The sequence below is a fragment of the Thermus brockianus genome (genome assembly GCF_001880325.1).
In the GTDB taxonomy this organism is placed as follows: Bacteria; Deinococcota; Deinococci; order Deinococcales; family Thermaceae; genus Thermus; species Thermus brockianus.
The window spans coordinates 614,706-637,562 of sequence record NZ_CP016312.1; the positions used below are offsets into that span (position 1 = coordinate 614,706).

22 protein-coding genes and 1 pseudogene are annotated in these 22,857 nt (G+C 67.1%); 9 read left to right on the forward strand and 14 right to left on the reverse strand.

Annotation, left to right across the window (positions count from 1 at the left end; all coding sequences use genetic code 11):
- Window positions 1–14 precede the first annotated feature (14 nt).
- Window positions 15–440 (forward strand): 50S ribosomal protein L13, encoded by a 426-nt coding sequence (rplM, locus tag A0O31_RS03145; RefSeq protein WP_071676648.1) that lies wholly within the window; start codon window positions 15–17, stop codon window positions 438–440.
- Window positions 440–826: a 30S ribosomal protein S9 gene (gene rpsI, locus A0O31_RS03150; RefSeq protein ID WP_039458497.1), complete on the forward strand. Its 387-nt coding sequence runs from the start codon at window positions 440–442 to the stop codon at window positions 824–826. The genes rplM and rpsI overlap by 1 nt, the downstream gene beginning before the upstream one ends.
- A gap of 25 nt (window positions 827–851) precedes the next feature.
- Here the strand turns inward: rpsI and A0O31_RS03155 are convergent, their stop codons facing one another.
- Genes A0O31_RS03155 through A0O31_RS03190 form a run of 8 tightly spaced genes read right to left on the reverse strand, consistent with a single transcriptional unit; the run spans window position 852 to window position 11,222 of the window.
- Window positions 852–3,407, reverse strand: a complete 2,556-nt coding sequence (locus A0O31_RS03155) for a UvrD-helicase domain-containing protein (RefSeq protein ID WP_071676649.1) — start codon at window positions 3,405–3,407, stop codon at window positions 852–854.
- A complete protein-coding gene (locus A0O31_RS03160) occupies window positions 3,404–5,608 on the reverse strand; it encodes a PD-(D/E)XK nuclease family protein (RefSeq protein WP_071676650.1) in 2,205 nt (734 codons plus the stop codon). Before A0O31_RS03160 ends, A0O31_RS03155 begins: the two co-directional genes overlap by 4 nt.
- Window positions 5,609–5,623: 15 nt before the next feature.
- On the reverse strand, window positions 5,624–6,019 hold the full coding sequence (locus tag A0O31_RS03165; protein WP_071676651.1) for a hypothetical protein: 396 nt from the start codon (window positions 6,017–6,019) through the stop codon (window positions 5,624–5,626).
- Complete coding sequence (locus A0O31_RS03170) at window positions 6,020–6,574, reverse strand: hypothetical protein (protein WP_071677907.1); 555 nt, start codon at window positions 6,572–6,574, stop codon at window positions 6,020–6,022. It abuts the gene before it with no gap.
- A 23-nt stretch (window positions 6,575–6,597) separates the two neighbouring features.
- Entirely contained in the window at window positions 6,598–7,899 is a 1,302-nt protein-coding gene (locus tag A0O31_RS03175) for a sensor histidine kinase (RefSeq protein ID WP_071676652.1), read from the reverse strand.
- On the reverse strand, window positions 7,874–8,518 hold the full coding sequence (locus A0O31_RS03180) for a response regulator transcription factor (protein WP_071677908.1): 645 nt from the start codon (window positions 8,516–8,518) through the stop codon (window positions 7,874–7,876). The genes A0O31_RS03175 and A0O31_RS03180 overlap by 26 nt, the downstream gene beginning before the upstream one ends.
- On the reverse strand, window positions 8,515–10,467 hold the full coding sequence (locus A0O31_RS03185) for a protein kinase domain-containing protein (protein ID WP_071676653.1): 1,953 nt from the start codon (window positions 10,465–10,467) through the stop codon (window positions 8,515–8,517). The genes A0O31_RS03180 and A0O31_RS03185 overlap by 4 nt, the downstream gene beginning before the upstream one ends.
- A complete protein-coding gene (locus tag A0O31_RS03190) occupies window positions 10,467–11,222 on the reverse strand; it encodes a PP2C family protein-serine/threonine phosphatase (protein WP_071676654.1) in 756 nt (251 codons plus the stop codon). Before A0O31_RS03190 ends, A0O31_RS03185 begins: the two co-directional genes overlap by 1 nt.
- 25 nt (window positions 11,223–11,247) lie before the next feature.
- Here A0O31_RS03190 and A0O31_RS03195 point away from each other — a divergent pair, with 25 nt between their 5' ends.
- From A0O31_RS03195 to A0O31_RS03215, 5 genes are read left to right on the forward strand one after another with little or no spacing between them, the layout of a single operon-like run.
- Window positions 11,248–12,963 (forward strand): hypothetical protein, encoded by a 1,716-nt coding sequence (locus A0O31_RS03195; protein WP_071676655.1) that lies wholly within the window; start codon window positions 11,248–11,250, stop codon window positions 12,961–12,963.
- A gap of 41 nt (window positions 12,964–13,004) precedes the next feature.
- Window positions 13,005–14,210 carry an MFS transporter gene (locus tag A0O31_RS03200; protein ID WP_071676656.1) on the forward strand — a complete coding sequence of 402 codons (1,206 nt, stop codon included), beginning with the start codon at window positions 13,005–13,007 and terminating at the stop codon, window positions 14,208–14,210.
- Between the two features lie 10 nt (window positions 14,211–14,220).
- Window positions 14,221–14,709, forward strand: a complete 489-nt coding sequence (rnhA, locus tag A0O31_RS03205) for a ribonuclease HI (protein WP_071676657.1) — start codon at window positions 14,221–14,223, stop codon at window positions 14,707–14,709.
- Between the two features lie 24 nt (window positions 14,710–14,733).
- A complete protein-coding gene (locus A0O31_RS03210; RefSeq protein WP_071676658.1) occupies window positions 14,734–16,395 on the forward strand; it encodes an acyl-CoA carboxylase subunit beta in 1,662 nt (553 codons plus the stop codon).
- A 7-nt stretch (window positions 16,396–16,402) separates the two neighbouring features.
- Window positions 16,403–17,260, forward strand: a complete 858-nt coding sequence (locus A0O31_RS03215) for a hydroxymethylglutaryl-CoA lyase (protein WP_071676659.1) — start codon at window positions 16,403–16,405, stop codon at window positions 17,258–17,260.
- Here A0O31_RS03215 and A0O31_RS03220 read toward each other — a convergent pair.
- The 3 genes from A0O31_RS03220 to A0O31_RS03230 are packed head-to-tail and all read right to left on the reverse strand — an operon-like array spanning window position 17,251 to window position 19,189.
- A complete protein-coding gene (locus tag A0O31_RS03220) occupies window positions 17,251–18,207 on the reverse strand; it encodes a zinc-binding dehydrogenase (protein ID WP_071676660.1) in 957 nt (318 codons plus the stop codon). The two genes, A0O31_RS03215 and A0O31_RS03220, sit on opposite strands and share 10 nt — an antisense overlap.
- Window positions 18,208–18,267: 60 nt before the next feature.
- Window positions 18,268–18,663: a DUF3197 domain-containing protein gene (locus A0O31_RS03225; protein WP_071676661.1), complete on the reverse strand. Its 396-nt coding sequence runs from the start codon at window positions 18,661–18,663 to the stop codon at window positions 18,268–18,270.
- 37 nt (window positions 18,664–18,700) lie between these two features.
- The gene (locus A0O31_RS03230) at window positions 18,701–19,189 is read right to left on the reverse strand and encodes a DinB family protein (protein WP_071676662.1); all 489 of its coding nucleotides are present in this window, start codon (window positions 19,187–19,189) and stop codon (window positions 18,701–18,703) included.
- 31 nt (window positions 19,190–19,220) lie between these two features.
- On the opposite strand from A0O31_RS03230, the gene A0O31_RS03235 reads away from it, so the two are divergent.
- Window positions 19,221–19,418 carry a hypothetical protein gene (locus A0O31_RS03235; protein WP_071676663.1) on the forward strand — a complete coding sequence of 66 codons (198 nt, stop codon included), beginning with the start codon at window positions 19,221–19,223 and terminating at the stop codon, window positions 19,416–19,418.
- Window positions 19,415–20,026 carry a YkgJ family cysteine cluster protein gene (locus tag A0O31_RS03240; RefSeq protein ID WP_071676664.1) on the forward strand — a complete coding sequence of 204 codons (612 nt, stop codon included), beginning with the start codon at window positions 19,415–19,417 and terminating at the stop codon, window positions 20,024–20,026. The genes A0O31_RS03235 and A0O31_RS03240 overlap by 4 nt, the downstream gene beginning before the upstream one ends.
- 6 nt (window positions 20,027–20,032) lie before the next feature.
- Here A0O31_RS03240 and A0O31_RS13015 read toward each other — a convergent pair whose 3' ends face one another.
- The 3 genes and pseudogenes from A0O31_RS13015 to A0O31_RS03250 form a co-directional block, all read right to left on the reverse strand.
- Complete coding sequence (locus A0O31_RS13015) at window positions 20,033–20,860, reverse strand: hypothetical protein (protein WP_237259053.1); 828 nt, start codon at window positions 20,858–20,860, stop codon at window positions 20,033–20,035.
- Between the two features lie 300 nt (window positions 20,861–21,160).
- Window positions 21,161–21,949: pseudogene (locus A0O31_RS13435) on the reverse strand (DUF4900 domain-containing protein); the annotation flags it as partial.
- Window positions 21,950–21,960: 11 nt separating this feature from the next.
- A complete protein-coding gene (locus A0O31_RS03250) occupies window positions 21,961–22,857 on the reverse strand; it encodes a PulJ/GspJ family protein (protein WP_071676666.1) in 897 nt (298 codons plus the stop codon).

Consider the following 22,857-nt stretch of genomic DNA (forward strand, 5'->3'; position numbering starts at 1 on the left):
GGAGGGCCCTGGTCATGCAGACGTACGTGCCGAAGGAGATTGAGCCCCGTTGGGTTCTGATTGACGCCGAGGGCAAGACCCTGGGGCGGCTCGCCACCCAGATCGCCACCCTCCTTAGGGGCAAGCACCGCCCCGACTGGACCCCCAACGTGGCCATGGGGGACTTCGTGGTGGTGGTCAACGCCGACAAGATCCGCCTCACGGGGAAGAAGCTCAAGCAGAAGATCTACACCCGCTATAGCGGCTACCAGGGGGGCCTTAAGGAGATCCCGGCGGAAAAGATGCTCGCCACCCACCCCGAGCGGGTGCTGGAGCATGCGGTGAAGGGCATGCTCCCCAAGGGTCCCTTGGGCCGGAAGCTCTTCAAGCGGCTTAAGGTCTACGCCGGGCCCACCCACCCCCACCAGGCGCAGAAGCCCGTGAAGCTGGAGGTCCAGTGATGGAGCAGTATTACGGCACCGGTAGGCGTAAAGAGGCGGTGGCCCGGGTATTCCTAAGGCCCGGAAGCGGCAAGGTCACCGTGAACGGCCAAGACTTCCAGGACTACTTCCAGGGCATCGTGCGGGCGGTGGCCGCCCTGGAGCCCCTTAGGGTGGTGGACGCCTTGGGCCGCTTTGACGCCTACATCACCGTGACGGGCGGGGGCAAGAGCGGCCAGATTGACGCCATCAAGCTGGGGGTGGCCCGGGCCCTGTTGCGCTACAACCCCGACTACCGCGCCAAGCTCAAGCCCTTGGGCTTCCTCACCCGTGACCCCCGCATGGTGGAAAGGAAGAAGTACGGCAAGCACAAAGCCCGCCGGGCGCCCCAGTACTCCAAGCGCTAGGCGTTTCCCCCTTGGCCCCCCGGGCTCACCCCGGGGGGTCTTCCTTTAGGGCCTTCCGAAGGTCCTCTTGGGAAAAAGCGTGGACTTCGCCGTGCCGCAGGTAGACGAGCCGGGCCTCCGCCTCCACCCCGAGGGCCCTTCGCACCGCCTCGGCGTAGAGGGCGAGCTGGAAGCGGTACTCCTCGGGGCGCATCTTCTGGTCGGTCTTGTAGTCGTCCAAGAACCACTTATCCCCCACCCGGTAAAGGCGGTCCAGAACCCCGTACCAGACGGTGCCCTCCAGGGGAAGGACCAGGGGGAGTTCGGGGTGGTCCTCGGCCCGGTCCGCAAGGGCAGGCAGGGCCCCGCCCAAAAGGGCGTGGTAGCGGGAAAGGAGGCCCTTCACCTCGGCGAGGAGGGCCTCCCTTTCCTCCTCGGCAAAGGGAAAGACCACCTCCTGGAGGAGGAGGGCTTCCATGACGGCCCTGTCCCTGGGGTCCAGGTTGCGGGCGATGGCGTAGTGGACCAGGGTGCCCAGGGCCCGGGCGTGCTCCGGCATGGCCTCCCCCTCCAAGGCTTCCGCCAGGGGCTTCGGCTCTTCCTTGCGCAGGGCGCTCGGGGAGTAGACCCGGGGCAAGGGGCTTGGGGCGAGGCGCCAGCCGGCGTAGGGGGCAGGTTTGGGGTTCTCCTCCACCCTCTTCAAAGGCGCCTTGGGGATGGGGCCCAGGACGTGGCGGTGCACTAAGGGGTCTTCCCCATCGGGTCCTAGGCCCAGGGCTAAGAGGGCCTCCGCCCAGGGCCCGGGGCGCCCGGAGAGGCTTCCCGTGAGGAGGAGGACGTCCCTGGCCCGGGAAAGGGCCACGTAGAGGAGGCGCCGGGCCTCTTCCCTTTGGGCCTGCCTAAGGGCTTTGGCCAAGGGCAGATAGCCTGGGGTACCCCTCAGGGCCACCTCTCCCCCCTCCCCCACCAGGAGGGGTTCCTGGTCCGGGGGCTCCCCCCGGGCCAGGTCAAAGACCGCCACCACCGGCCACTCCAGGCCCTTAGCGGCGTGGACGGTGAGGAGCTGCACGCCCTCGCCCCCCTCGGGGAGTTCCCCGGCCTCGGGGTCCTGGGCCCGCACCTTAAGCCACTCCAGGAGGGCCTCGAGGTCCGGGAAGCGCTCGCGGGCGGCTAGGAGGAGAAGGGCGTCCAGGTTGGCCCGGGCCCGGGGAGGAAGCCTCTTTAAGAAACCCTCCTCCTGGGCCAAAGTCCTTAGGGCCTCCAAAGGCCTCCTATTCGCCAAACCCTTAAGCCAATCCAGGCGCACCCTGGCCTCCTCGGGCAGGCGGGGCAAGGGGTCTTCCTCCTCCAAGGCCTCCTCCACCTCCCCCAGGTCCAGGCCCATAAAAGGCCCCCGCAGGAAGGCGAGGAGGGAAAGGTGCTCCTCGGGGGTAGGGGGGCCATCCAGGAGGGAAAGCCTCAGGGCGTGGTAGAGGTCCCGCACCTCGGGCCGGGTGAAAAAGCTCTGCCCCCGCCGCAGGACATAGGGCACCCCCTGCGCCCGGAAGGCCCTTTCCAGAAAGGGAAGGCTCGCGCGGCTTCGCACCAAGACGGCCATCTCCCCGAAGCCCACCCCTTCCCCGTGGAGCGCTTTAAGCCTCTCCGCCAAGAGGTGCGCCTCAAAGGCCCGCTTGGCCTCCAAGGAGCCCTCCCCCACCACCCAGTGCACCTCCACCCGGCCCTCCTCCGCCCTACGGGGCTCCAGGGAAGCTCGCTCTTCCTTCGGGAATAGATCCAGGAAGCGGTTGAGGAAGGCGGCCACCGCCTTGGCATGGCGATAGCTTTCCCGAAGCTCACACCTCTCCGCCCGGGATAGGGCCTGGCGGAAAACCTCCACCCGGGCGTTGCGGAAGAGGTAGATGGACTGCTTGGGGTCCCCCACCGCCACCACCCTGGCCCCCGCCTCCTCCAGGGCCTGGAAAAAGCGGGCCTGCACGGGGTTCACGTCCTGGTACTCGTCCACAAAGAGGTGGGGAAAGCGCCCCACCAGGCGGGAAAGGGCCAGGGGGTTTTCCACGAGGCGGAGGGCCAGGGCCTCGAGGTCGCCCGGGCCTAAGGCTTCCAAGAGCCGCTTGCGGTAGCCCGAAAGGGCCTCCCCGTAAAGGGTGACGAGGAAGCGGTTCTCCTCTCCAGCGGGGGAAAACGCCTCCGCCAAGGAGCGTTTCTGGTATAGCTTCTGTAGGAGCTCCTCCCAATCCGAGGGAAGGCCCTTGAGGTAAAGGAGGCTTCGCACCTCCTCCAAGAAGATGCCCTCCGCCAGAAACTCGTCCAAAACGGCGAAGTCGGGGTCTAGGGAAAGGAGGGGCGCGGTGTGGCGCAAGGCCTCGGCCATGAAGCCGTGGATGGTGGTGAAGACCGCCCCATGGGCCTCCCGTTTCGCCTCCCCGTCCCCCAGGGCAGCCACCGCCTCCAAGATGCGCTCCCTTAGCTCCTCTGCCGCCTTGCGGGTGAAGGTGATGGCGGCCATGCGCCTTAGGGGCACCCCCTCCCTAAGCCTCGCCAAAAGCTCCTGCACCAAGGCGTGGGTCTTTCCCGTACCCGCCGAGGCCACGTAGAGCTTCATAGCGCCTCCTTGCGGCAGACATCGCCCAGGGAGCAGGTATAGCAGTGAGGGCCTGGCCTTGGGGGGAAAACCCCCGCTTCCCAACCCCGCAGGGCCTCCTCCAAGTGTGGGTGGATCTCCTTCGCGGCGGGCACGGACTGGTCCCTGCGGTAAGGGGTTTGCCGTTGGAGCCTAGGGGCCTCAAGCCAGGTCCAGGTCCAGAGGTAAACCCTGTCCACGTCTTCCCGTTGCAAGAGGGCCTCCAAGGCCATCCATTCTGTCCAGCGGCTCTTAGGGTCCAGGTCGGGGCTTTTCCCCTGGGGCAGGAGGCGGTAGAGGTGCAGGGTCTTCCCCTCCCGCCGCACCCCATCCAGCCGAAGGGCATAGCGCTTGCCCCGCCAAGGCCTCCAAAACGCCATTCCCTCCAGGTGGTCCTGGTGCGCCCTAAGCCAAGGGCCCACCTCGGGGTCTTCCTTTAGGCGCGCAAGCTCCTTGGGCAGAAGGTGCCAGCCCGCGCCTTCCTCCCTATCCCAAAGCCCAAAGCGCTCCGCATAGGCGCGGAAGGGGCACTCCTGGTAGCGGCGGAGGACCTCGAGGTGGGGCGGCGGGGCCTGGCTCCGGGGCGAAGGGGGGGTGAAGGGCTCCCAGGGGAGGGCCTCCAAAAGGCTTGCCGGGGGCAAGGGCTCGGGCCTTTCCCCCTTTTCCAAGGGCGCATAGGGCCCCGAGGGCCCCGCCTCCGGATAAAGGAGGAAGACCTCCTCCCCCCGGCTTGCCATCTCCTCTTGGAACAGGGGGTCTAGCCCCCGAAGCCGCCGGGGAAGCCTCTGGAGAAGGCCTCTCTCCCGCAACTCCTCCAGGAGGAAGTAGTCCTCCCTCTCCCCCAGGGTGTACCGCCCGGCGAGCCACTCCAGGACGTAAACCCGCCGGGCCCTCACCCCCGTGGCCCGCAAGGGGGGAAGGAGGGGGAGGCCCTGCTCCGGCTCGGGCGGCAGGGTCTCGTCCAGAAGGAGGCTCCGCCACCAGGGAAGGGGGTTTATCCGGTCCACCCGCAAGGCCAGGCGGAGCCGGGCGAGGAAGGGCTCCTTGGCGGAAACCCCAAGCCGCTCCAGGACCGCCTCCCCCCAGGCCAAGGGGTCCCCCCCTGGAACCCTTAGGGCGCAGAAGGCCTGCCACTCCTCCAATAGGCCTTCCCGCTCCGCCAGGGCCCTCAAGGCCTCCTCCCCCGCCAGGCCCAGGCGGAGGGCCTTCCGCCCCAAGTGGGAAAACCCCAAGGCCAAGAGGTCCCTTCCCGTGGGAAAGGGGTTGAGGAGGGCGAGGACCCTTTCCCCCTCCTCCGTGTCCGCCAAGGCCCGCTCCCTGCCGTCCACCAGGGGAAGGCCGTACTCTTCCTTGAGGACGAGGAGCCCGGGGATGCGCCCTTCCGGGGCCACCACCAGGATCTCCTCCGGGCTAAGCCCCTCCCCGCCCAGCTCCTTGGGGGCGAGGGCCCGCTTCAGGGCCCGGAGGAGGTAGCGGCTTTCCTCCACGGGGTTGGCGAGGGCGTAAACCCGGCGCCGGATGGGCCTTGGCGAAAGCTCCTTTATAGGCTCAAGCCCCTCGGGGAGGAGCTCCAGGGTGAGGAGGACGGGGACCTCCTGCGCCAGGCGGCGGAGGAAGCGGAGGTCCAAGGGGCCGATTTCCCGGAAGCCGTCCACCACCACCAGGCCCGGCCTCGGGAAAAGCCTTAGGGGCACCTTCCCGGCCAGGTGGCGGAAGTCGTCGTAGTCCAGGGCCTTTCCCTTAAGCCGCTCGTAGAGGAAGTAAACCCGCCTTAGCCGCCCCGCCTCCCCCTCCTTGGGCAGGGCAAAGGGGGGTAGGCCAAAGCGCTTGAGCTCGGCGATGGCCCGGGCGAAGAGGCGGGCCTCCCCCGGGGCCACCTGGGGCCCGAAAAGCGTGCGCAAGGCCTCCCCCACCAGGGCCACCCGCCCCGCCCCGGGCAGAAGGGGGCGAAGCCTTCCCGCCTCCGCCACCACCCGGTAGTAAAGGGCTTGGAAGGAGAGGAACTCCAAGCCCAAAAAAGCCCCCCTCTGCGCCAGGAGGCGGTAGAGGTAGGGGCGCTGGTGGGGAAGCCCCACCCACCAGACCCGTTCCCGCCGCCCCAGGGCTTTTAAGGCCTCTTCCAGGGCCCAGGTGGTCTTCCCCGAAGCCGGCGGCCCCACCACGGGATAGAGGCCCGGCTTCATAGGGCCTTAGTTTACTCAAGGGGAAAAGCCTTCCAAGGGCAACGGGGAAAAATCCTTTGCCAGGCGCAAAACCCCCACCACCCGCCCCCGGTAGAGGATGAAACAGCGGTACTCCTTCTCCCCCACCGCCACGAAGCGGGCCAGGGTGAGTTCGCGCAGGAAGGGCAGGGGCCGCTTGCCCAAGGGGCGGCCTCGAGGGGGTCCGGCGTGGGGCATGGGCCTTCCCCCCTCGAGGGCCACAAGGAGAAGGGGGCGCTCCCGGCCCAGCAGGACCAGGACCACCCCATCCTCCCGGTAGAGCGCCTGCACCTCCAGGGTCCGCACCACCTCCACGCAACGGGCAAGGGCCCGCTCCTCCCCTCCTTGGGCCCAGGCCAGGCCCAAAAGGAGGAGAAGGGCGAGCCCCCGCATCTAGAAGCCCCTTTCCGCCGAAACGAGGGCCAAAGCCGCCCGGGCCAGGAGAAAAGCCCTACCCGGCTCCTTCTCCAGCCTGCCCTTGGCCTCCGCCACCAGGTCCCTCACCAAGGGGTCCTGGGCGCGGTAGTAGGCGAGCTCCTTCTCCGCCCGGTCCACGGCAAGCCTGGCCCGCTCCGCCACCCGGGAGGCCATCTCCCTTCCCTTCCAGCCCCCATCCCTAGGGCCGTAGCCGTGGCGGAAGCCCATGCGGGGGGCAGGGCGGGCGGGCGCCTTCACCTGAGGCTCCCCCTGGGCCGCCCGGTAGAGGAGGAGGGCCGCCTGGGCCTCCCGGGCCGCCTTGAAGTAGGCCTTGGCCTCAAAGGCCTTCTCCGCCCTGGTCTTCACCGCCTTGGCCCAGTCCAGAAGCTTGGCCTCCCCCTGGGCGGTCTGGGCCACGGCCTGCAGCCGGGCCAAGGCCGAGGCCGCCAGGGCCGCCTGGCGGTACTCCGTCCCTTGGGCCAAGGAAAGGCCCACCACCAAAAGGAACACACCGAAAAGCGCTTTGCGCATCCCCATCACCTCCCACCCCCAACCTAGCCCCCTTGGCCAAAGCCCGCAGCGGGGGAAACCTTAAGCCAAGCCAAAGGCAGGTAAAGCCCCACCGCCGCCCCACCCCGGTTTTCCGCCCGGGCCTTTCCCCCGTGGGCCCGAGCCACCGCCGCCACCAGGGCAAGCCCGAGCCCCGTTCCCCGCCCCCCGTGGACAAAAGGCTCCAGGACCCGGGGGAGGAGGTTTTCGGGAAAGCCGGGGCCGCTGTCCACGAGCCAAAGCCAAACCCCCTCGCCCTCCTTGAGGATTTCCGCCCGCACCGGAGGTTTCCCGTGGCGGCGGGCGTTTTCCAAGACGTTCTCCACCGCCAGGGCCAGAAGCTCGGGATCGGCCAGGACCCGGGCCTCCCCCTCCACCGCCACCCCCCTTTCCCTGAGGAAGGCCCCCAGGTCCAGGGGAAGGGAGCGCAGGGGGGTGGCCTCCAGTTGGGAAAGCCTAAGGAGGCCCGAGAGGAGGCCCTCGAGGCGCCCCACCTCCCGCAAGGCCCCCTCCAGGGCCCTGGGCTCGCCCTTGCGGGCCAGGACCTCCAGGTACCCCTTTAGGGCGGCCAAGGGGTTCCGGAGCTCGTGGGAGGCGTGGCGGGCGAAGCGGCGGGCCTGGGCCTCCTTCTCGGAGAGCTCCTCAAGAAGCCCCCGCACCCGGGCGAGGAGTCCGTTGAGCGCCTCCACCACGGGCCTAAGCTCCGCCACCTGGGGGGGCGGAAGGGGCGAAAGGTCCTGGGGGGCGCGGCCCTGAAGGACCTGGGCGAGTTCCTTCAGGGGCCTCAAGGCCCAGGAAAACCCCAGGGCGGCCAAGGCGAACACCCCAAGGAGCACCCCACCCCCCCAGGTGGCGTAGAGGAGGAGAAGGCGACGCCCAAGCCCCGCCACCCCCTCCAAGGGCACCGCCAGGCCAAACCCCCCGCCCTCCCGGGGCAGGGCCACGTAAAGCACCCCCCGCCACACCCCCTGGTAGGCCCGCCCCTCGGCGAGGGCCTGGAGGAGGGCGGGGGGCAGGGCGAAGGGGGCGAGCTCCGTGGTCTTGACCGCCTCCCCCACCACGAACCCGGTGCCGCCCCCATAGACCTGGCTCAGGCGGAAGAGCTCCGCCAATAGGGCCTCCTCGTCCCGAGGGCCTTCCTCCTTGAGGAGGAAAAGCCGGGAGAAGAGGGCCCGCCGCAGATCCTCCGTGGCCGCCCGCTCCGCCTCCCGGGCCGAGAGGAGGGCGAGGGGAAAGGCGAGGAGCAAAAGCGCCAGGAAAAGGAGGGCGAAAAGCCTCGCCCTAAGGGAGGGAAAGGCGGTACCCATAGCCGCGGAGGGTCTGGATGGGATTAGGCTCCCCCAAAGCCTTGCGCAGGGCGGAGAGGTGGACCTCCAGGGTGGCGGGCTCCACCACCTCGCCCCAGACCTTAAGCATCAGGGCCTCCTTGGAGAGCACCTCCTCGGGGTTCTCCAGGAAGGCCTTGAGGAGGAGGAAGGCCTTGGGGGAAAGGGGAAGCCGCCTTTCGCCCCGGTAGGCCTCCATGCGCTTCGGGTAGAGGCGGAGGTCCTTGTAAGCGAGGACCTCCTCGGACCTTCGGGCCCGCCGCCCGAGGGCCTCGAGGCGGGCCAGAAGCTCCTGGAGGCTATAGGGCTTCACCAGGTAATCGTCCGCCCCCTCCCTCAAGCCCTTCACCCGCCACTCCACCGCATCCAAGGCGGTGAGCATGAGCACGGGCACCTCCGAGCGGGCGCGGATGGCCCTTAAGAGGGAAAACCCATCCCCTTCCGGCAGGAGCACGTCCAGGACCACCGCTTCCGCCCAAGGCAGGAGGGCCAAGGCCTCCTCGGGGCTTTCCGTGGCCCTCACCTCGTGCCCCTCCAGGGAAAGCCCCAGGGTGAGGGCCTCCCGCACCCCAGGGTCGTCTTCCACCACGAGGACCCTCATGCCGGGTTCCGCCATACCCCCAAGGCCCGCACGGGGGCGTAGACCTCCAAGGGCGGGAGGGCCTCCCCCGTCTTCAGGTCCAGGCGGTGGAGGCGGCTTGACCCCCTGCGGGCGGCGTAGAGGATGCCCTCCCAGGGCAGAAGCTCCACCAGGCTCCGGGCGTCCTCCCCTTCCAGGAGAGGCAGGGCCCAGGAGGCGAGGAGCGTTCCGGAGAAATCCACCACCCGCACCTTGGCCGCCTCCACGTCGTAGAGGTAAAGCCTATGGCCGTCCGCCCCCACGCCCCCAAGGAGCCTGAGCTCCTCGCTTTCCTTAGAGCGGCGGAAGGCGTAGCGGGAGAGGTAGCGCCCGTCCAGGCTTAGGCGTTGCACCTGGCGGTTGCCGTAGTCCAAGACGAAGAGGAACCCCCCCGCCGCCACCAGGGCCTTGGGGTCTTGGAAGGTGCCGCGCCCCGGCCCCTGCCCGCCGAAGCGCCCCTGGTACCGCCCTTCCAGGTCCAGGCGGCTGATGGTGGCGGTCTCGGCGTCCAGGACGTAAAGGGCCCCGTCCGCCACCGCCAAGGAGGCGGGGAAGAGGAACTCCCCGGGCTTCATCCCATAAGGCCCCGCGGAAAGGAGAAGCTCCCCTTCCGGGGAGAAGCGGTGGAGGAGCTTGGCCCCGTGCTCAAAGACGGAAACCCAAATCCCCCCTTGGGGGTCGGCGGCCACGGAAAGGGGCGGGGCGGAGAAGTGGCCCGGGGCGGAACCGATGCCGGAGATGAGCCGAGAGGCGGTGCCCTTCGGGTCCAAAAGGCGCACGCTTCCCTTCTTGGCCTCCACCCCAAGGAGGAGGTAGAAGGGGTGCGGCAGGCCCTTCTCCTCCTCCCAGGGCCCCTCGAGGCCCCGGATCACCTCGTCCAGGCTAGGCCGTTTGGCGGGGTCCTTCTCCAGCATCTTGAGGACCAGGTCCGAAAGGGCCTGTGGGATTTCGGGCCTGAGCTGCTTGGGCGGGGTGGGCACCTGGAAGATCTGCTGGTGGATCACCGTCTCGTACCCGCCCGTGAAGGGGGGCTGGCCCGTGAGGGCCTCGTAGAGCACGATGCCCAGGGAGTAAATGTCCGAGCGGTGGTCCAGCTTCTGCCCCTTGGCCTGTTCCGGGCTCATGTAGACGGGGGTGCCGATGCGGGCCCCCGTGATGGTGAGCCGGGTTAGGACCTTCCCGGCGGCGATGCCGAAGTCCATGAGGCGCACGCCCCTTGGGTCCACCCCATCTCCCCTTAGGGCCCCCTTGAGGATCATGATGTTCCCCGGCTTGATGTCCCGGTGGACGATGCCTTGGGCGTGGATGTGCTTGAGGGCGTCCGCCACCCGGGCCAGGATGGCCGTGGCCTGCCCGAGGTTTATGCGCCTTTCCTCAATGAGCTTGTCCAGGCCCTCCCCTTCCAAAAACTCCATGGCGATGAAGTGCACCCCGTCCACCTGGCCGTGGTCGTAGACCTTGACGATGTTGGGATGGTCCAGCTTGGCCAAGACCTCCGCCTCCCGGTGGAAGCGGCGCACGAAGCGGGGATCGCCCACAAAACGCTCCTGGGGCACCTTTAGGGCCACCAGGCGGCCCGCCTTTCTGTCCTTGGCCTTGTAGACCGTGGCCATGCCCCCCACGCCCACCTTCTCCAGGATCTCGTAGCGTTGGGCAAGGGCCTGGGTTTCCTCCGTGGTCTTGGGCCCCTCCCGCTTGGCCGCCTTGGCCGGGCGGCGGGCGGGCCTCCGCCTCGCTCCCAGGTAGACCCGGGGGGCCGCCCAGGCGCCCAGGGCCAGGAGGAGCCAGGGAAGGACCCCCTCCGTCCGAGCCCCCGTAGCCACGCCCGCCCCGGAAAGGAGGGCGAGGAGGAAAAGGAGGGGCCACGGGGAAAGCCGCACCGCCAACAGGACGGTGAGGAGTACCAGGAGAACGGCCAAAAGCCCCTGCATCACTCCACCCGTAGGGCCACGGCGGTGACGTTATCGTCCCCGCCCCGGCGAAGCGCCTCGGCCAAGAGGGCCTCGAGGCTCCTTTGCAAATCCTTGCCCAAAGTCCACTCCTCCTCAGGCACCAGCCCATAAAGCCCGTCCGTGGCCAGCAAAATCCCTTCCCCGGGGGCCAGGCGCACGGGGATCACGTCAAAGCGGGCCTCGGGCAAACCTAGGGCGCGGGTGAGGACGTGGCGGTAGGGGTGGCGCTCGGCCTCCGTGGGCGTAAGCACCCCTTCCCGAAGCCTCTCCGCCACCCAGGAGTGGTCCTCCGTGAGGCGCTTAAGCCCCCCTAGCCCCAGGAGGTAGGCCCGGGAGTCGCCGATGTGCCCCACCACCCCCTCCTTGAGCCAGTCGGCGTAGAGGAAGGCGGTGAGGGTGGTGCCCATTCCCTTCCTTCCCGGCTTTTCCGCCTCCTTCTCCACCCGTTTTTGGGCCAGGGTAAAGGCCTTCTCCATGACCTTGGAAAGCCCCACCGCCGGCCGGCCCGTGGAGAGGTGCTCGGCGTAGGCCCGCACCGCCTCGGACAGGGCCTCAATGGCCACCTTGCTCGCCCACTCCCCGGCCTCCAGCCCCCCCATCCCGTCCGCCACCGCCAAGAGCAGGAGGTTGCCTTGGGGTACCTCCAGCCTAAGGACCCGGTGGAAGTCCTCGTTGTTCTGGCGGCGGCCCACGTGGGAAACGGCGGCCACGCTAAACCGGGGAGCCAGGCGCATCGGTCTCATTGTATAGGATGGAAACGTGGAGCACCTGGCCGACCTGGTGGACCTCTACGAGTACCGGGTGGAGGACCTGGTGGCGGGCCGCACCCCCAAGGGGGGCAAGAAGGCCCTCTTGGCCCTCCGCGCCTTCCTGGCCCAGACCCGCCTCCCCGGCCCCCTAGCCAAGCGCTTCCGCCAGGCAGACGCCCGATTCCGGGCCCTAAGGCAGCGCCTCGAGCCTCCCCCACCCCCTCCCGAACTCCCCACCCTGGTCCCGGAAGAGCCCGAAGCCCTTTCCCCCCCCGACACCGCCCCCGCCCAAAAGGCCCTGGCCCAAAAGGTGTGGCGGCTATGGGCGGAACGGGAAGCCAAGGCCCGGGCCAAGGACCTCCTCTCGGGCAGGCGGGAGGAGCTCAGGCTCATCCACGCCTTCTTGCAAAACTACCTGGACTACCGGGAAAAGGAGGGTTTCAAACGGGACTTCAACCTCTCCCGCTTCACCCCCACCCACCCCATCCCTTCCCTCTCGGAAAGCCTCCTGGACCTGGAGGACCCCAAGGTGGCGGAGGCCCTTCTCCTGGAGTTTTTGGACACCACCCTCCGCATCCCCGAGGACCTCCCCTTGCCCCCCGAGGAGACGAAGGCCTACGTCCGGCGCTTCCTGAACCGCATCCTGGAGTGGGAAGAGGCCTACGGCCTTCCCCCCAAGCGGGACCTCCTCGCCCTACGGCGGGCCCTGGAGGAGGCCCGGCGCCTGGGCGCTCATCCCCAGGAGATCGCCCAGCTGGAGGAGCGCCTAAAAAAGGAGGCCCAGGAGGAAAGGCGGCGGGAACTCCTTTTGGAGGAGGAAAAGCGCCGCTTCCAGGTGGCCTCCGAAAAGGTCCTCGCCCTCCTCAACCTGCTCCCTACCCCCCAAGGGGAAACCCCCTGGCCCAAGGTGCCCGAGCCCGGGGGCGGGGAGGAAAGCCTCCGCACCCTTCCCCTTGCCCCAGGCCGGGTCCCCTTGGGGCCCCTGGTCCTTACCCTAAGCCAGGTGGAGGGCGTCTGGCACCTCGGCCTAGGGGGAGAGGACCACGTCCTGGAAGAGACCTTGGTGATCCCTTGGGAGGACCTCGAGGTCTGGGCGGTGCGGGAAGGCAACCTCCTGCACCTCCGCTTGGAAGCGCGAAGCGGCCTTAGGCTCTACGAGCTTTTAGCCGAAGGCCGCCTCCTCGCCCTCCTCCTGTCCCCTAAGGAGGACTACGCCTACCTGCGCCTCCTCCGGGCCCTCTCCGCCAAGCTTAAAGGGGAGTTCCAACCCCAGGGCTTCGGGAAAGAGCTTGCGGAAAAGTTCCGCCAAGCCCCCGAGGAAAACCTACAAGACTTCGCCCGCAAGCTTTTAGAGCTAACCCTAAGGCGCTTGGGCCCCACCGACCCTTACCCCCCCCTCGCCCAGGTGGGCGAGGCCTTGGCATTGCCCCGGGAGGCCCAAACCCTGGCGGAAGCGCTAAAGGAGTACCTGGGCCGCCGCCCCCCCACCCGAGAGACCCTGGGCGGGGAGGTCCACCTGGTCTCCTTAACCCCCGAACCCTTGAGCCTAAAGGTGGGGCAAAGCGTCCTCTCCCTCCGCCTGCGGGAAGACGCCCTTTACGTGGGCCAGGCGGGGGAGGTCCCCCGAAGGCTCAAGGACCTTCTGGTCTACCGCCTGCCGGAGGACGTTCTGGTGCTGGCCCGGGAAGGCAGGCGCCTGGCCTACTTGGTGGCGCCTAACCCCTAAGGGCCCCACTTCCCTGGTATAATCCCCGGGAAGGGGGTTTTATGAAAGTCCTCCGGCACAAAGCCTTTGCCCGGCTCATCCTGGCCTATCTGGTCTCCCAAGCGGGAAGCAAGATTCACCGGGTGGCCCTTCTCGTCCTCATCTACCTCCTCACGGAAAACGCCCTGTGGGTTTCCTTGACCCTAGGGGTGCAACTCCTCGGCACCGTGGTCTTCTCCCCCCTCCTTTCCGCCTGGGCCGACACCCAAGACCGCAAGCGCCTCCTCGTCGGGTCCGACCTCCTGAGGGCCCCCCTGGTGGCCCTCATCCCCCTTCTCGGGGCCAAAAGCCTGCCCTTTTTGCTCCTTCTGGTCTTCCTCATAGAGCTCCTCCGCGACCTCCACGACCCCATCCAAAACGCCGTGGTCCCCGACCTGGTGCCCCAGGAGGAGGTGGACGAGGCCAATAGCCTCATCCTCCTCGCAGACCGCCTTTCCGAGGTTCTCTTCGTGGGGGCGGCCGGGGTCTTGGTGGCGGCGGTGGGGCCCGCCTACGCCTTTTACCTGGACGCCGCCACCTACTTGGCCTCGGGGTTCCTCCTCCTCGGGCTTCCCCCTTTGCGGCCGGAAAGGGTGTCCAAGGCGGGCTTCTTCGCCCGGGTGAAGGAGGGGCTAGGCCACCTCTGGCAAACCCCTCCCATCCGCCGGGCCGTGGGCACCCTCTTCGCCGCCGCCGCCTTCGGCTCGGTGGAAACCGCCCTCGGGGTGGTGCTGGCCCTCAAGTGGCTAAAGGTGGGCTCTGCGGGCTTTGGCTTCATGGAGGCGGCCATGGCCCTGGGGGCCATCCTGGGGGGGCTTGCCCTGCCCAGGCTCCTCCATAGGGTGCCTCGGGAAAGGCTTTTCCTCCTCGCCCTTCTCCTCTTCGGCCTCTTTGAGGCCTCCGTGGGGCTTTTCCCCGTCTTCGCCTGGGTCTTGGTGGCCTTCTTCGTGGGAGGGTTCCTCAACATGGCCTTCATCGTCCCCGCCCGCTCCATCCTGCAACTCAACACCCCGCAGGAGATGCGGGGGCGGATCTTCGCCGCCTTCGGCGCCGTGATGAACGCCGCCGTCCTCCTGGGCACCATGCTGGGCGGGGCCCTGGAAGGCCCCATAGGCGCCCCCACCGTCTTCCTCCTGGCCGGGCTCGGCGTCTCCCTCGCCGCCGCCTACACCCTCCTCACCGGGGGCATCCCCGCCCCCCAGGACACGCGCAAGACCCTAGAGGCGTAGGCTTAGGGGCGTGAAGCGGGTGGCGCTTTTCACCGACGGGGCCTCCTTGGGCAACCCGGGGCCCGGGGGGTGGGCAGCCCTCCTCCGTTATGGGCGCCGGGAAAGGCTCCTTTCGGGAGGGGAGCCCTGCACCACCAACAACCGCATGGAGCTTAAGGCGGCGGTGGAGGGCCTTTTGGCGCTCAAGGAGCCCTGCGAGGTGGACCTCTACACGGATAGCCAGTACCTAGAGCGCGCCTTCGCCCAAGGCTGGCTGGAAAGGTGGCAAAAAAACGGCTGGCGGAGGGCGGAAGGGGGCCCGGTGAAAAACCAGGACCTCTGGCAGGCCCTCCTGAAGGCGATGGCCCCCCACCGGGTGCGCTTCCACTGGGTGAAGGGCCACGCCGGCCACCCGGAAAACGAGCGGGTGGACCGGGAGGCCCGGCGCCGGGCGGAGGAGGAAAGGCAAAAGGGCCTCCCCTGCCCCCCGCCACAGGAGGGCACGCTTTTTTCCTCCTAGGCGAAAAAGCGTTATACTCAGGCCATGCTGGAAACCGCCCTCCGCCCCGAGGACCGGGAAAACCCCACCTTCAAGGCCAACAAGGACGCCTGGGTGGCCCTGGTGCGGGACTTTAGGGAAAGCCTGGAGAAGGTGCGTCAAGGCGGGGGCCCAAGGGCCATGGAGCGGCAGCACCAAAAGGGCCGCCTCACCGCCCGGGAGCGCATCCAAAGGCTCATAGACCCGGGCACGGAGTTCTACGAGCTCATGGCCTTCGCCGGCTACGGCATGTACGAGGAATGGGGCGGGGCGCCGGCGGGCGGGGTCATCACCGGCCTCGGCCGCATCGGGGGCCGGGACTGGATGATCATCGCCAACGACGCCACGGTGAAGGCGGGGGCCTTCTTCCCCATCACCGCCAAGAAGGTGATCCGGGCCCAGACCATCGCCCTGGAAAACCGCATCCCCACGGTCTACTTGGTGGACTCCGCCGGGGTCTTCCTGCCCCTCCAGGACGAGGTCTTCCCCGACCAGGACGATTTCGGCCGCATCTTTTACCTAAACGCCCGGATGTCCGCCTTAGGCATCCCGCAGATCAGCGCCATCATGGGCAACTGCGTGGCCGGGGGAGCCTACCTCCCGGTGATGACCGACGTCCTCATCATGACGGAGGGGAGCGGCCTCTACCTGGCGGGCCCCGCCCTGGTGAAGGCGGCCATCGGGCAGGAGGTTTCCTCGGAGGAGCTTGGGGGAGCGAGGATGCACGCGGAGGTCTCGGGCACCGTGGACTTCTACGAGCCCACGGACGAGGCCGCCTTGGAACGCATCCGGGAGCTCGCCGCCCTCTACCCGCCCCCCCGGCTCGCCCCCTGGGCCGAGGGGCGGAAGGAGCCCAAGGAGCCCCTCTACCCCATAGAGGACCTCTACGGCCTCATCTCCCCCGACGGCTCCAGGCCCTACGACCTCCGGGAGGTCATCGCCCGGATCGTGGACGGCTCGGAGTTTTTGGAGTACAAGGCGTCCTATGGGGAAACCCTGGTCACGGGTTTCGCCCGCATCGGCGGTTTCCCCGTGGGGATTGTGGGGAACCAGCGCCTCATCTTGAAGAAGAAGGGGCGGATTGAGGTGGGCGGGGTCATCTACCCCGAGGCGGCGGACAAGGCGGCGCGGTTTATCCTCGAGGTCAACCAGATGGGCATCCCCCTCCTCTTCCTCCAGGACGTGGCGGGCTTCATGGTGGGCAAGGAGGCGGAGCAGGCGGGGATCATCCGCCGGGGCGCCAAGCTCGTCAACGCCGTCTCCAACTCCGTGGTGCCCAAGATCACCCTAATCCTCGGGGGCTCTTTCGGGGCGGGAAACTACGCCCTGGCGGGGAAGGCCTACGCCCCCCGCTTCCTCTTCGCCTGGCCCAGCGCCAAGTACGCCGTGATGGGCGGGGCCCAGGCGGCCAAGACCCTTTTGGAACTGGAGGTGGAAAAGCTCAAGCGCCAAGGCCAAGAACCCTCGGATGAGGAGCTCAAAGCGCTTTACGAGCGCATCAAGGGGCGCTACGAGGAGACCCTAGACCCCCGGTACGCCGCCGCCCGGCTTTGGGTGGACGGGATCCTCTTCCCCCACGAGACGCGGAAGTGGCTCATCAAGGCCCTCGAGGCCTGCGCCCTGAACCCGGAAAGGGAGCCCTTGAGGGTCGGGGTCTTCCAGGTATGAGGCGGCCATGGAGAGGGCGCGCTGGGTGGAATGCCCAAGGGATGCCTGGCAGGGCTTTTCCCGCTTCATCCCCACCGAGGAGAAGGTGGCCTTCCTGAAGAAGCTTTTGGAGGCGGGCTTCTCCCACCTGGACCTCACCAGCTTCGTCTCCCCCAAGTGGGTGCCCCAGATGCAAGACGCCGAGGCGGTGCTTCGGGCGCTCCCTCCCCCCGAGGGGCGCACCTACCTGGCCATCGTGGCCAACGAGAAAGGCCTGGAAAGGGCCCTAGGGGCGGAAAACCTCACCCACGTGGGCTACCCCTTCTCCCTCTCGGAAACCTTCCAGCGCACGAACACGAACCGCTCCATCGCCGAGTCCTGGCCCCTGGTGGCGGAAATGGTTAGGCAGGTGGAGGGCAGGCTTGGCCTGGTGGTCTACCTCTCCATGGCCTTCGGCAACCCCTATGGGGACCCCTGGAGCGTGGAGGGGGTCCTCGAGGCCATCGCCCGGCTCCGGGACCTGGGCGTAAAGGAGATCGCCCTGGCGGACACCTACGGGGTGGCGGACGCCGAGCGGGTCTTCGCCGTGCTGAGCCGGGCCGTGGAGCGCTTTGGCCCCGAAGGGCTTGGGGCCCACCTCCACGCCCGGCCCGAGGGGGTTTTGGCCAAGGTGGAGGCGGTGTTGCGGGCGGGCGTCTTCTGGCTGGAAGGGGCCCTGGCGGGGGTAGGGGGGTGCCCCTTCGCTGGGGACGAGCTCGTGGGCAACCTGCCCACGGAAAGGGTCCTGCCCTTCCTGGAAGAAAAGGGCTTGGCCACGGGGGTAGACCTAAGCCGCCTCCCTCTCCTGGCGGAGGAGGCGGCCAGGCTTAGGCTCCTTTACGCCTGAAAGACCAAAACCACCTTGCCCCGCCCGTGGCCCGAGTCCATACGGGCATGGGCCCTGCGCAGGTTCTCCAGGCTAAAGGGCAGGACCTCGGCCAAAAGGGGCTTGGCCTGGCCTCGCTCAAAAAGGGGACGCATCTCCTCCAACCGCCTGCGCTCCCGGGTGAGGAAAACCCCGTAGAGGGTTTGGTTTTTGGTGTACAGGCCAGCAAGGTTCCCTTGGGGGGGGAGGATGGTGGCGATGCGGCCAAACGGGCGCACCACAGGAATAACCCGCTCCACCAGGTTTTCCCCCGCCGTCTCAAAGGCAGCGTCCACACCGAAGCCTTCCGTAGCCCGCAACACCTCCTCCTGCCAAGGGCCCCGGTAGTCCAGGGCAAGGTCCGCCCCGAGTTCCTTCAGCACAGGAAGGTTTTCCTGGCCTGCCGTGGCGATAACGAAGGCCCCAGCCGCCTTGGCAAACTGCACTGCAAAGGAGCCCACGCCCCCTGCACCACCCATGACGAGCACCGCTTCCCCAGGACGGACCGCCAAACGGCGCACCACCGCCTCCCAAGCCGTCCCTCCGGCCAAGGGAATGGCCGCGGCCTCAGCAAAGGAGAGGTTCCTGGGCTTCCTCGCCACAAGGCTAGCCGGCACCCGGGTGAACTCCGCATACGTTCCATGGGGGTTGCCGAAAATCTCCGGGGTGTAGTAAACCTCATCCCCCTCTTGGAGGTCCTTCACTCCAGGGCCCACCTTGGCCACCACCCCCGCGGCATCGTAACCCAGCACGAAAGGGGGCTCCACCCCAGCCCAACGCCCTGCGGCCCGGATTTTGGCATCCACCGGGTTAACAGCCACGGCGAGGTTCCTCACCAGGACCTCCCCGGGTCCCGGCTCGGGCACAGGGAGGTCCCTCTCCTCCAACCTGTCCAAGCCACCAAAGCCCGTGAGCACCACGGCACGCATAGGCCACCTCCAGGCATCACCCTAATCGGGAATCTGGCCCCTTTTTTGTGAAGAAGGTTGCTAAGCCGCTTTCTGGAGGTAGATACCTGGGTCGGCAGGGTTCGCAATGGCCACCACCCGCTTGACGAGCTCCTCGGGAGGCAGGTCCAACAGGGCCGTCATCTCCCCCGGGGAGACCACGGCCTCGTAGAACCTCCTCGCCCCTCCCTTCAGGAGGAGGGCCACAAGCTCCGCCAAGGCCTCCTTCCCCCCGGGGAAGGCGGGGCCGAAGGCGTCGGGGGTGAGGAGGTCCTTCCTCCCCCCGTGGATGAGGAGGGCGTAGCGGGCCTGGTCCCTTCGGTCCTGCCAGTCGGTGATGAGGTAGACCTTGGCCTCGGGGAGGCGAACCCCCCGTAGGGCCTCCTCCAGGGCTTTTAGGGTAAGCTTGGGCGCCGCGCGCAGACCAACCCGTTCCATGCCCCCATCTTACGCCCAAGCCCAGGGGGCAAACGCCCTAGAGGAGCTTCCGGGCGTAGATGACCTGGCCGGCGTGGTGCTGGGCGTGCTCCACCAGGTGGTGGAGGACGTGGGCCCTGGGGGCCCGCACCCCCAGGTGGCCCACGGCGACCTCCTCGGCCAAGGCCTCCTCCTTCACCCCCTTGAGGCCGGCAAGGAGCCCCTCCCAGGCCTCCCGGAAACGGGCCACCACCGCCTCCTTGGGCTCCGCCTCCCCCTGGAGCTCCCACTCCCGGCCCCGCTTGGCCCATTCGGGGAGGGGAAGGCCCAGGGCGTAGGCGCCCAGGCGCAAGGAACTTCCGGTGATGTGGCGCACCAGGCCGCCGATGGGGTTGGCCCCCTCCTTGGGCCGCCACCAGAAGGCCTCTTCGGATAGGTCAAAGGCCCACTTCTCCAGGTGGAGGGCGACCTCCTCCAAACCCCTAATCCAGGCGGACACAGCCGGGGAAACCCCGGGCACCAAAGGCTCCAAAAAGGGTGCGGGCATGGTCCCAGTTTACCCGGCTAGACTGAGGGCGATGGAGCTTTTCGCCCTCTTGGGGCTCCTCCTCTTGGCCTACCTCCTATGGCCCAGGCGGCCCGCCCGCTGCCCCAGGTGCGGCCTGCCTCGAGGCCTGGCGGAGGAGGTGCGCCGGTATAGGCGCTTCTGCCCCCACGTGGCCTTCCGCGCCTGCCCCTTTGACCCCCGGAAGGGGACCTACCGCTTGCGGCGATGACCCCTGAGGAAGCCTGGCGCGCCCTGGACCTGGACCTCGCCGACTACCTGGCGAAAAAGGGCCAGAAGCCCTCCTGCCGGGCGGGGTGCTTCGCCTGTTGCTTCGGGCTCGTCACCCTTTCCCGCCTCGAGGGGGAAGCCCTCCTCCCCCACCTCACGGGGGCGCAACGGGGCCGGATCCTGCAGGAGGGCCCGGGGCGCCTCGCCCTCCTCTCCCAGGGAAAAGACGAGGCGGACTTCCCAAGCCGCTTCTTCCGAAGCCGCACCCCCTGCCCCTTCCTGGAGGAAGGGCTTTGCGGGGTCTATCCCTATAGGCCCCTTGCCTGCCGGGGCCTCCTCACCGCGGGCGACCCCGCCCTCTGCGCCCCCGAAGCCATAGCCCCCAAGGGGCATTTCCTGCCCGTCCCCTGGCGCATGGCCCACCGCAAAATGGAGGCCCTTTGGGAGGAGGAGGAAAGGCGCTACGGCTTCGTGGTGATCGGGGAGATGGTAAGCCTCCTTTACCTCCTCCTCCAAGGCCTACCCCCATGCCGCCAAGAGGCGGAAGCCCTTTTGGCGGCCTGGGGCGTCCTGGGGGGGCGGTGGGGGTTTCAGCTCATTCCCCTTTAGCCCACCTCAGTACACTTGCTCCCGCTGCCCATAACTGAAAACCGCCACCCCCGTCACCTGGTCCTGCCCCGTGGTGGGGAAGAAAGGTGGGGCCACCCCTTGCAGGAAGCGGCGGTCATAGGTGAAGGACCGGCCGTATCCTGTGGAGTTCTGCCCAGTTTGGCCGTTGAAAGTCCCAAAAGCCCCGTAGTACTTCTCAATGATGCCCCCAATCAGGTAAACGCTACCCTTTTCCGGGATGTTGTTGTAGTTCTCCACCGTCACCACGCCGCCAGCACTCATCAGGGAGCCGTGGATGTGCAAATCCCTGGGCGCATTTTCGTCTATGACCACATCGCCATCTTGGCTGTAGACACCCAACACATTCCTGACGTTGAGGTTATCGCAGGTGGCTGGGGTTACCGTACCATCCGGGTTCCGGGTGGGCACCCCGGAACACGGGGGCGTTTCGTATTTAAGATCCCCGGTGATCTGGATGGTGTCCGTGGCCGCCACGGTGATCTGGGCAAACTCGGCAAGGGCAGGGCCTGCGGTATTGGGATCGTTGGCGTTGGTTCGCGGGGGTCCTTGGAGCCCTCGGATTTCCCTATCGCTAAAGATAACCCCGTTGAAGTAAACGTCGCTTCCGTTGCGCTGCACGGCCTGCCACGAGGTGGTGGTGCCCTGGGTAACCTCCTGGTAAAGCTTCCGGTCCTCCCCGTAGCGGTACTTCTCCGTCTTGGTCTGGCTGCAGTTGTTGTTTTGGCAGTAGGTTACGGTAATGTACTGGTACTTGGTCACCCCCACGGGGAGGGAAAGGCTGCAGGGCACCTCGAGGCCCGTGGTCTCATTCACACACACCCGCCTAAGCTCCAAGCGGGTAACGGTGCGTTGGAAGTACAGGCCTGCGCTTTGCGCTGCACTCCTTTGATCTTGGTTGTTCTGGGGCAGAGGGATAAAGGAAGCGTTCCAGTCCACCCCCGCGGCGAACTGGGGAGCATGGGTACCATATGTGTTCCTGTAGGAAGGAGCGTTAGCCGAAGGTTGCATGTTGCTGGCGAGCACAAGGTTGCCTCCGTTAACGCCATAGAAATAAGCCCCGGGCCTGGTTTGACCACTACAGCTGGTATTCCCCAGTCTCGTACACCCTGCGCTCGTCACCTCCCCCCCAAACCAAGGTTGCCGGTAAAAACGGAAATGGCTATTGGTGTGCACAGGCCCGTCAAAGAGGGTTCGGTCCGTAAACCAAACATCCGTCCCATTGGGAAGGGTATGGATATGGGTAAAGAGCGCCCACCTGGAAAAGCTGGCCCGCCCCACCACAAAGCGGTACTCTCCCTGAAGGACAATGTTGCGGCGGTAAGGCCCAAAACCTGCCTCAGCCACCATGACGAAGGGAAGGGCATACGTCTGGGAGGCCCCGCTTGTGGCCGTCCGCGGGGCTCCTTCTACAAAACGGCCGTTGGGAAGGCGTGTGTTGGGCGGAAGGTTTTGCCCACACGCCGTTGCGGTGAAATGAACCCTAAGTGTCACCGTGGCGTTTAGGCCGGAAGGGGAAAGGTTCCGCAGCGTCCCCCCTGGGCAGAGGTAGCTATCCACTTGGGCTTGAAGCTGCGAAGCCACCCCCGCCAGTGCCTGGGCTACAGCCACGGGATCGGGCTGGGAGCCCGTTTGACAGTTGCTACTTCCCCCATAGGCCCAACAGTCCGTGGTGCTGGCGGTACCCCGCACAATGGCACTCAGGCGGTCCCGAGCCGTGGTGCTCAAGAACGTGCCCCCCGTGTTCGCCGCACCGCGGGCCAACATCAGGGTCTGGACGATGGCTTGGTCCTGACCACTATGGCGGATCTCGCCCAAGGTGCGCAGGAAAAGCAGGGTTCCTATGCCTGAAACCACGAGAACCGTGGCCAGAGCGATGACCAAAGCAATGCCCCTTTGCTGCATACTCCCTCCCCCTATCGGCAAGGCACGATGCGCCGCACCTGGTACTGGGTGTTGGAGGAAAGCTCTACCTGGCTCGTGTACACCCGGTCCACAGAGCGGCCGCGGGAAAACACCTCAGCACCCAACACCAAGGACAGGCGCCTTAAGGTGTACGTTTTGTTGTTTTGCGTAACTTGGAACGGCGGTGTACCCGTAGGGTTGGCATAGCTGTAGCCTCCGGGGTTCACCAGAACATCCCCCTGTCCTGCCTCGTAAACATAGCGGATCGCAAAGCGGCTTAGGCTAAAGGCCACGGGGATCTCACCCCCGGAACCATCCCGATAGACAAGCTCCTTGGTGTTGGGGTTGTATCTAAACCCGAGGGTGCGTACCCGGAAAAGAAGCGTGTTGGGCGTATAGTCAATGGTGTTGCCGCAACCAGCATGGACTACGTGCCAACGGTTAGGCTGTCCACCCACGGCGTTCACCCGGGTGACCGGAAGGATAACGCCATCCCCATTGGCGTTAACCATAAGGACATAGTCCCCGGCCGAGATCCCTATGTCAGAAGCCTGGCTTGCCAAAACCAGTATCTTGGCCTCGGCAGCCTGCTTGAAGCTACTGTTGCTCCCACTATCATGGGGTAGGACCGGATACCCTGCTCCCCCATCAATGAGGGCAAAGGAGATACTCCCTTCACCAGAGGGATAGGGGGTGGAGGCCAGACCGCCAAAGACTGCGCTGCGCAGGTCCTGGGTAAACACCTCAACGATCCGCCTAAGCTTGGCTTGGGCACTTGCTGCGGCGTCCACATCCGAACGAAAGCCCATGAACTGGACCATCCCGCCGTAAGCGATGGCCATCACCGTGGCCAGGATGGCCAGGGCAACGAGTAGTTCCAAAAGCGTGAAGCCTGTTCTCTTCCACAT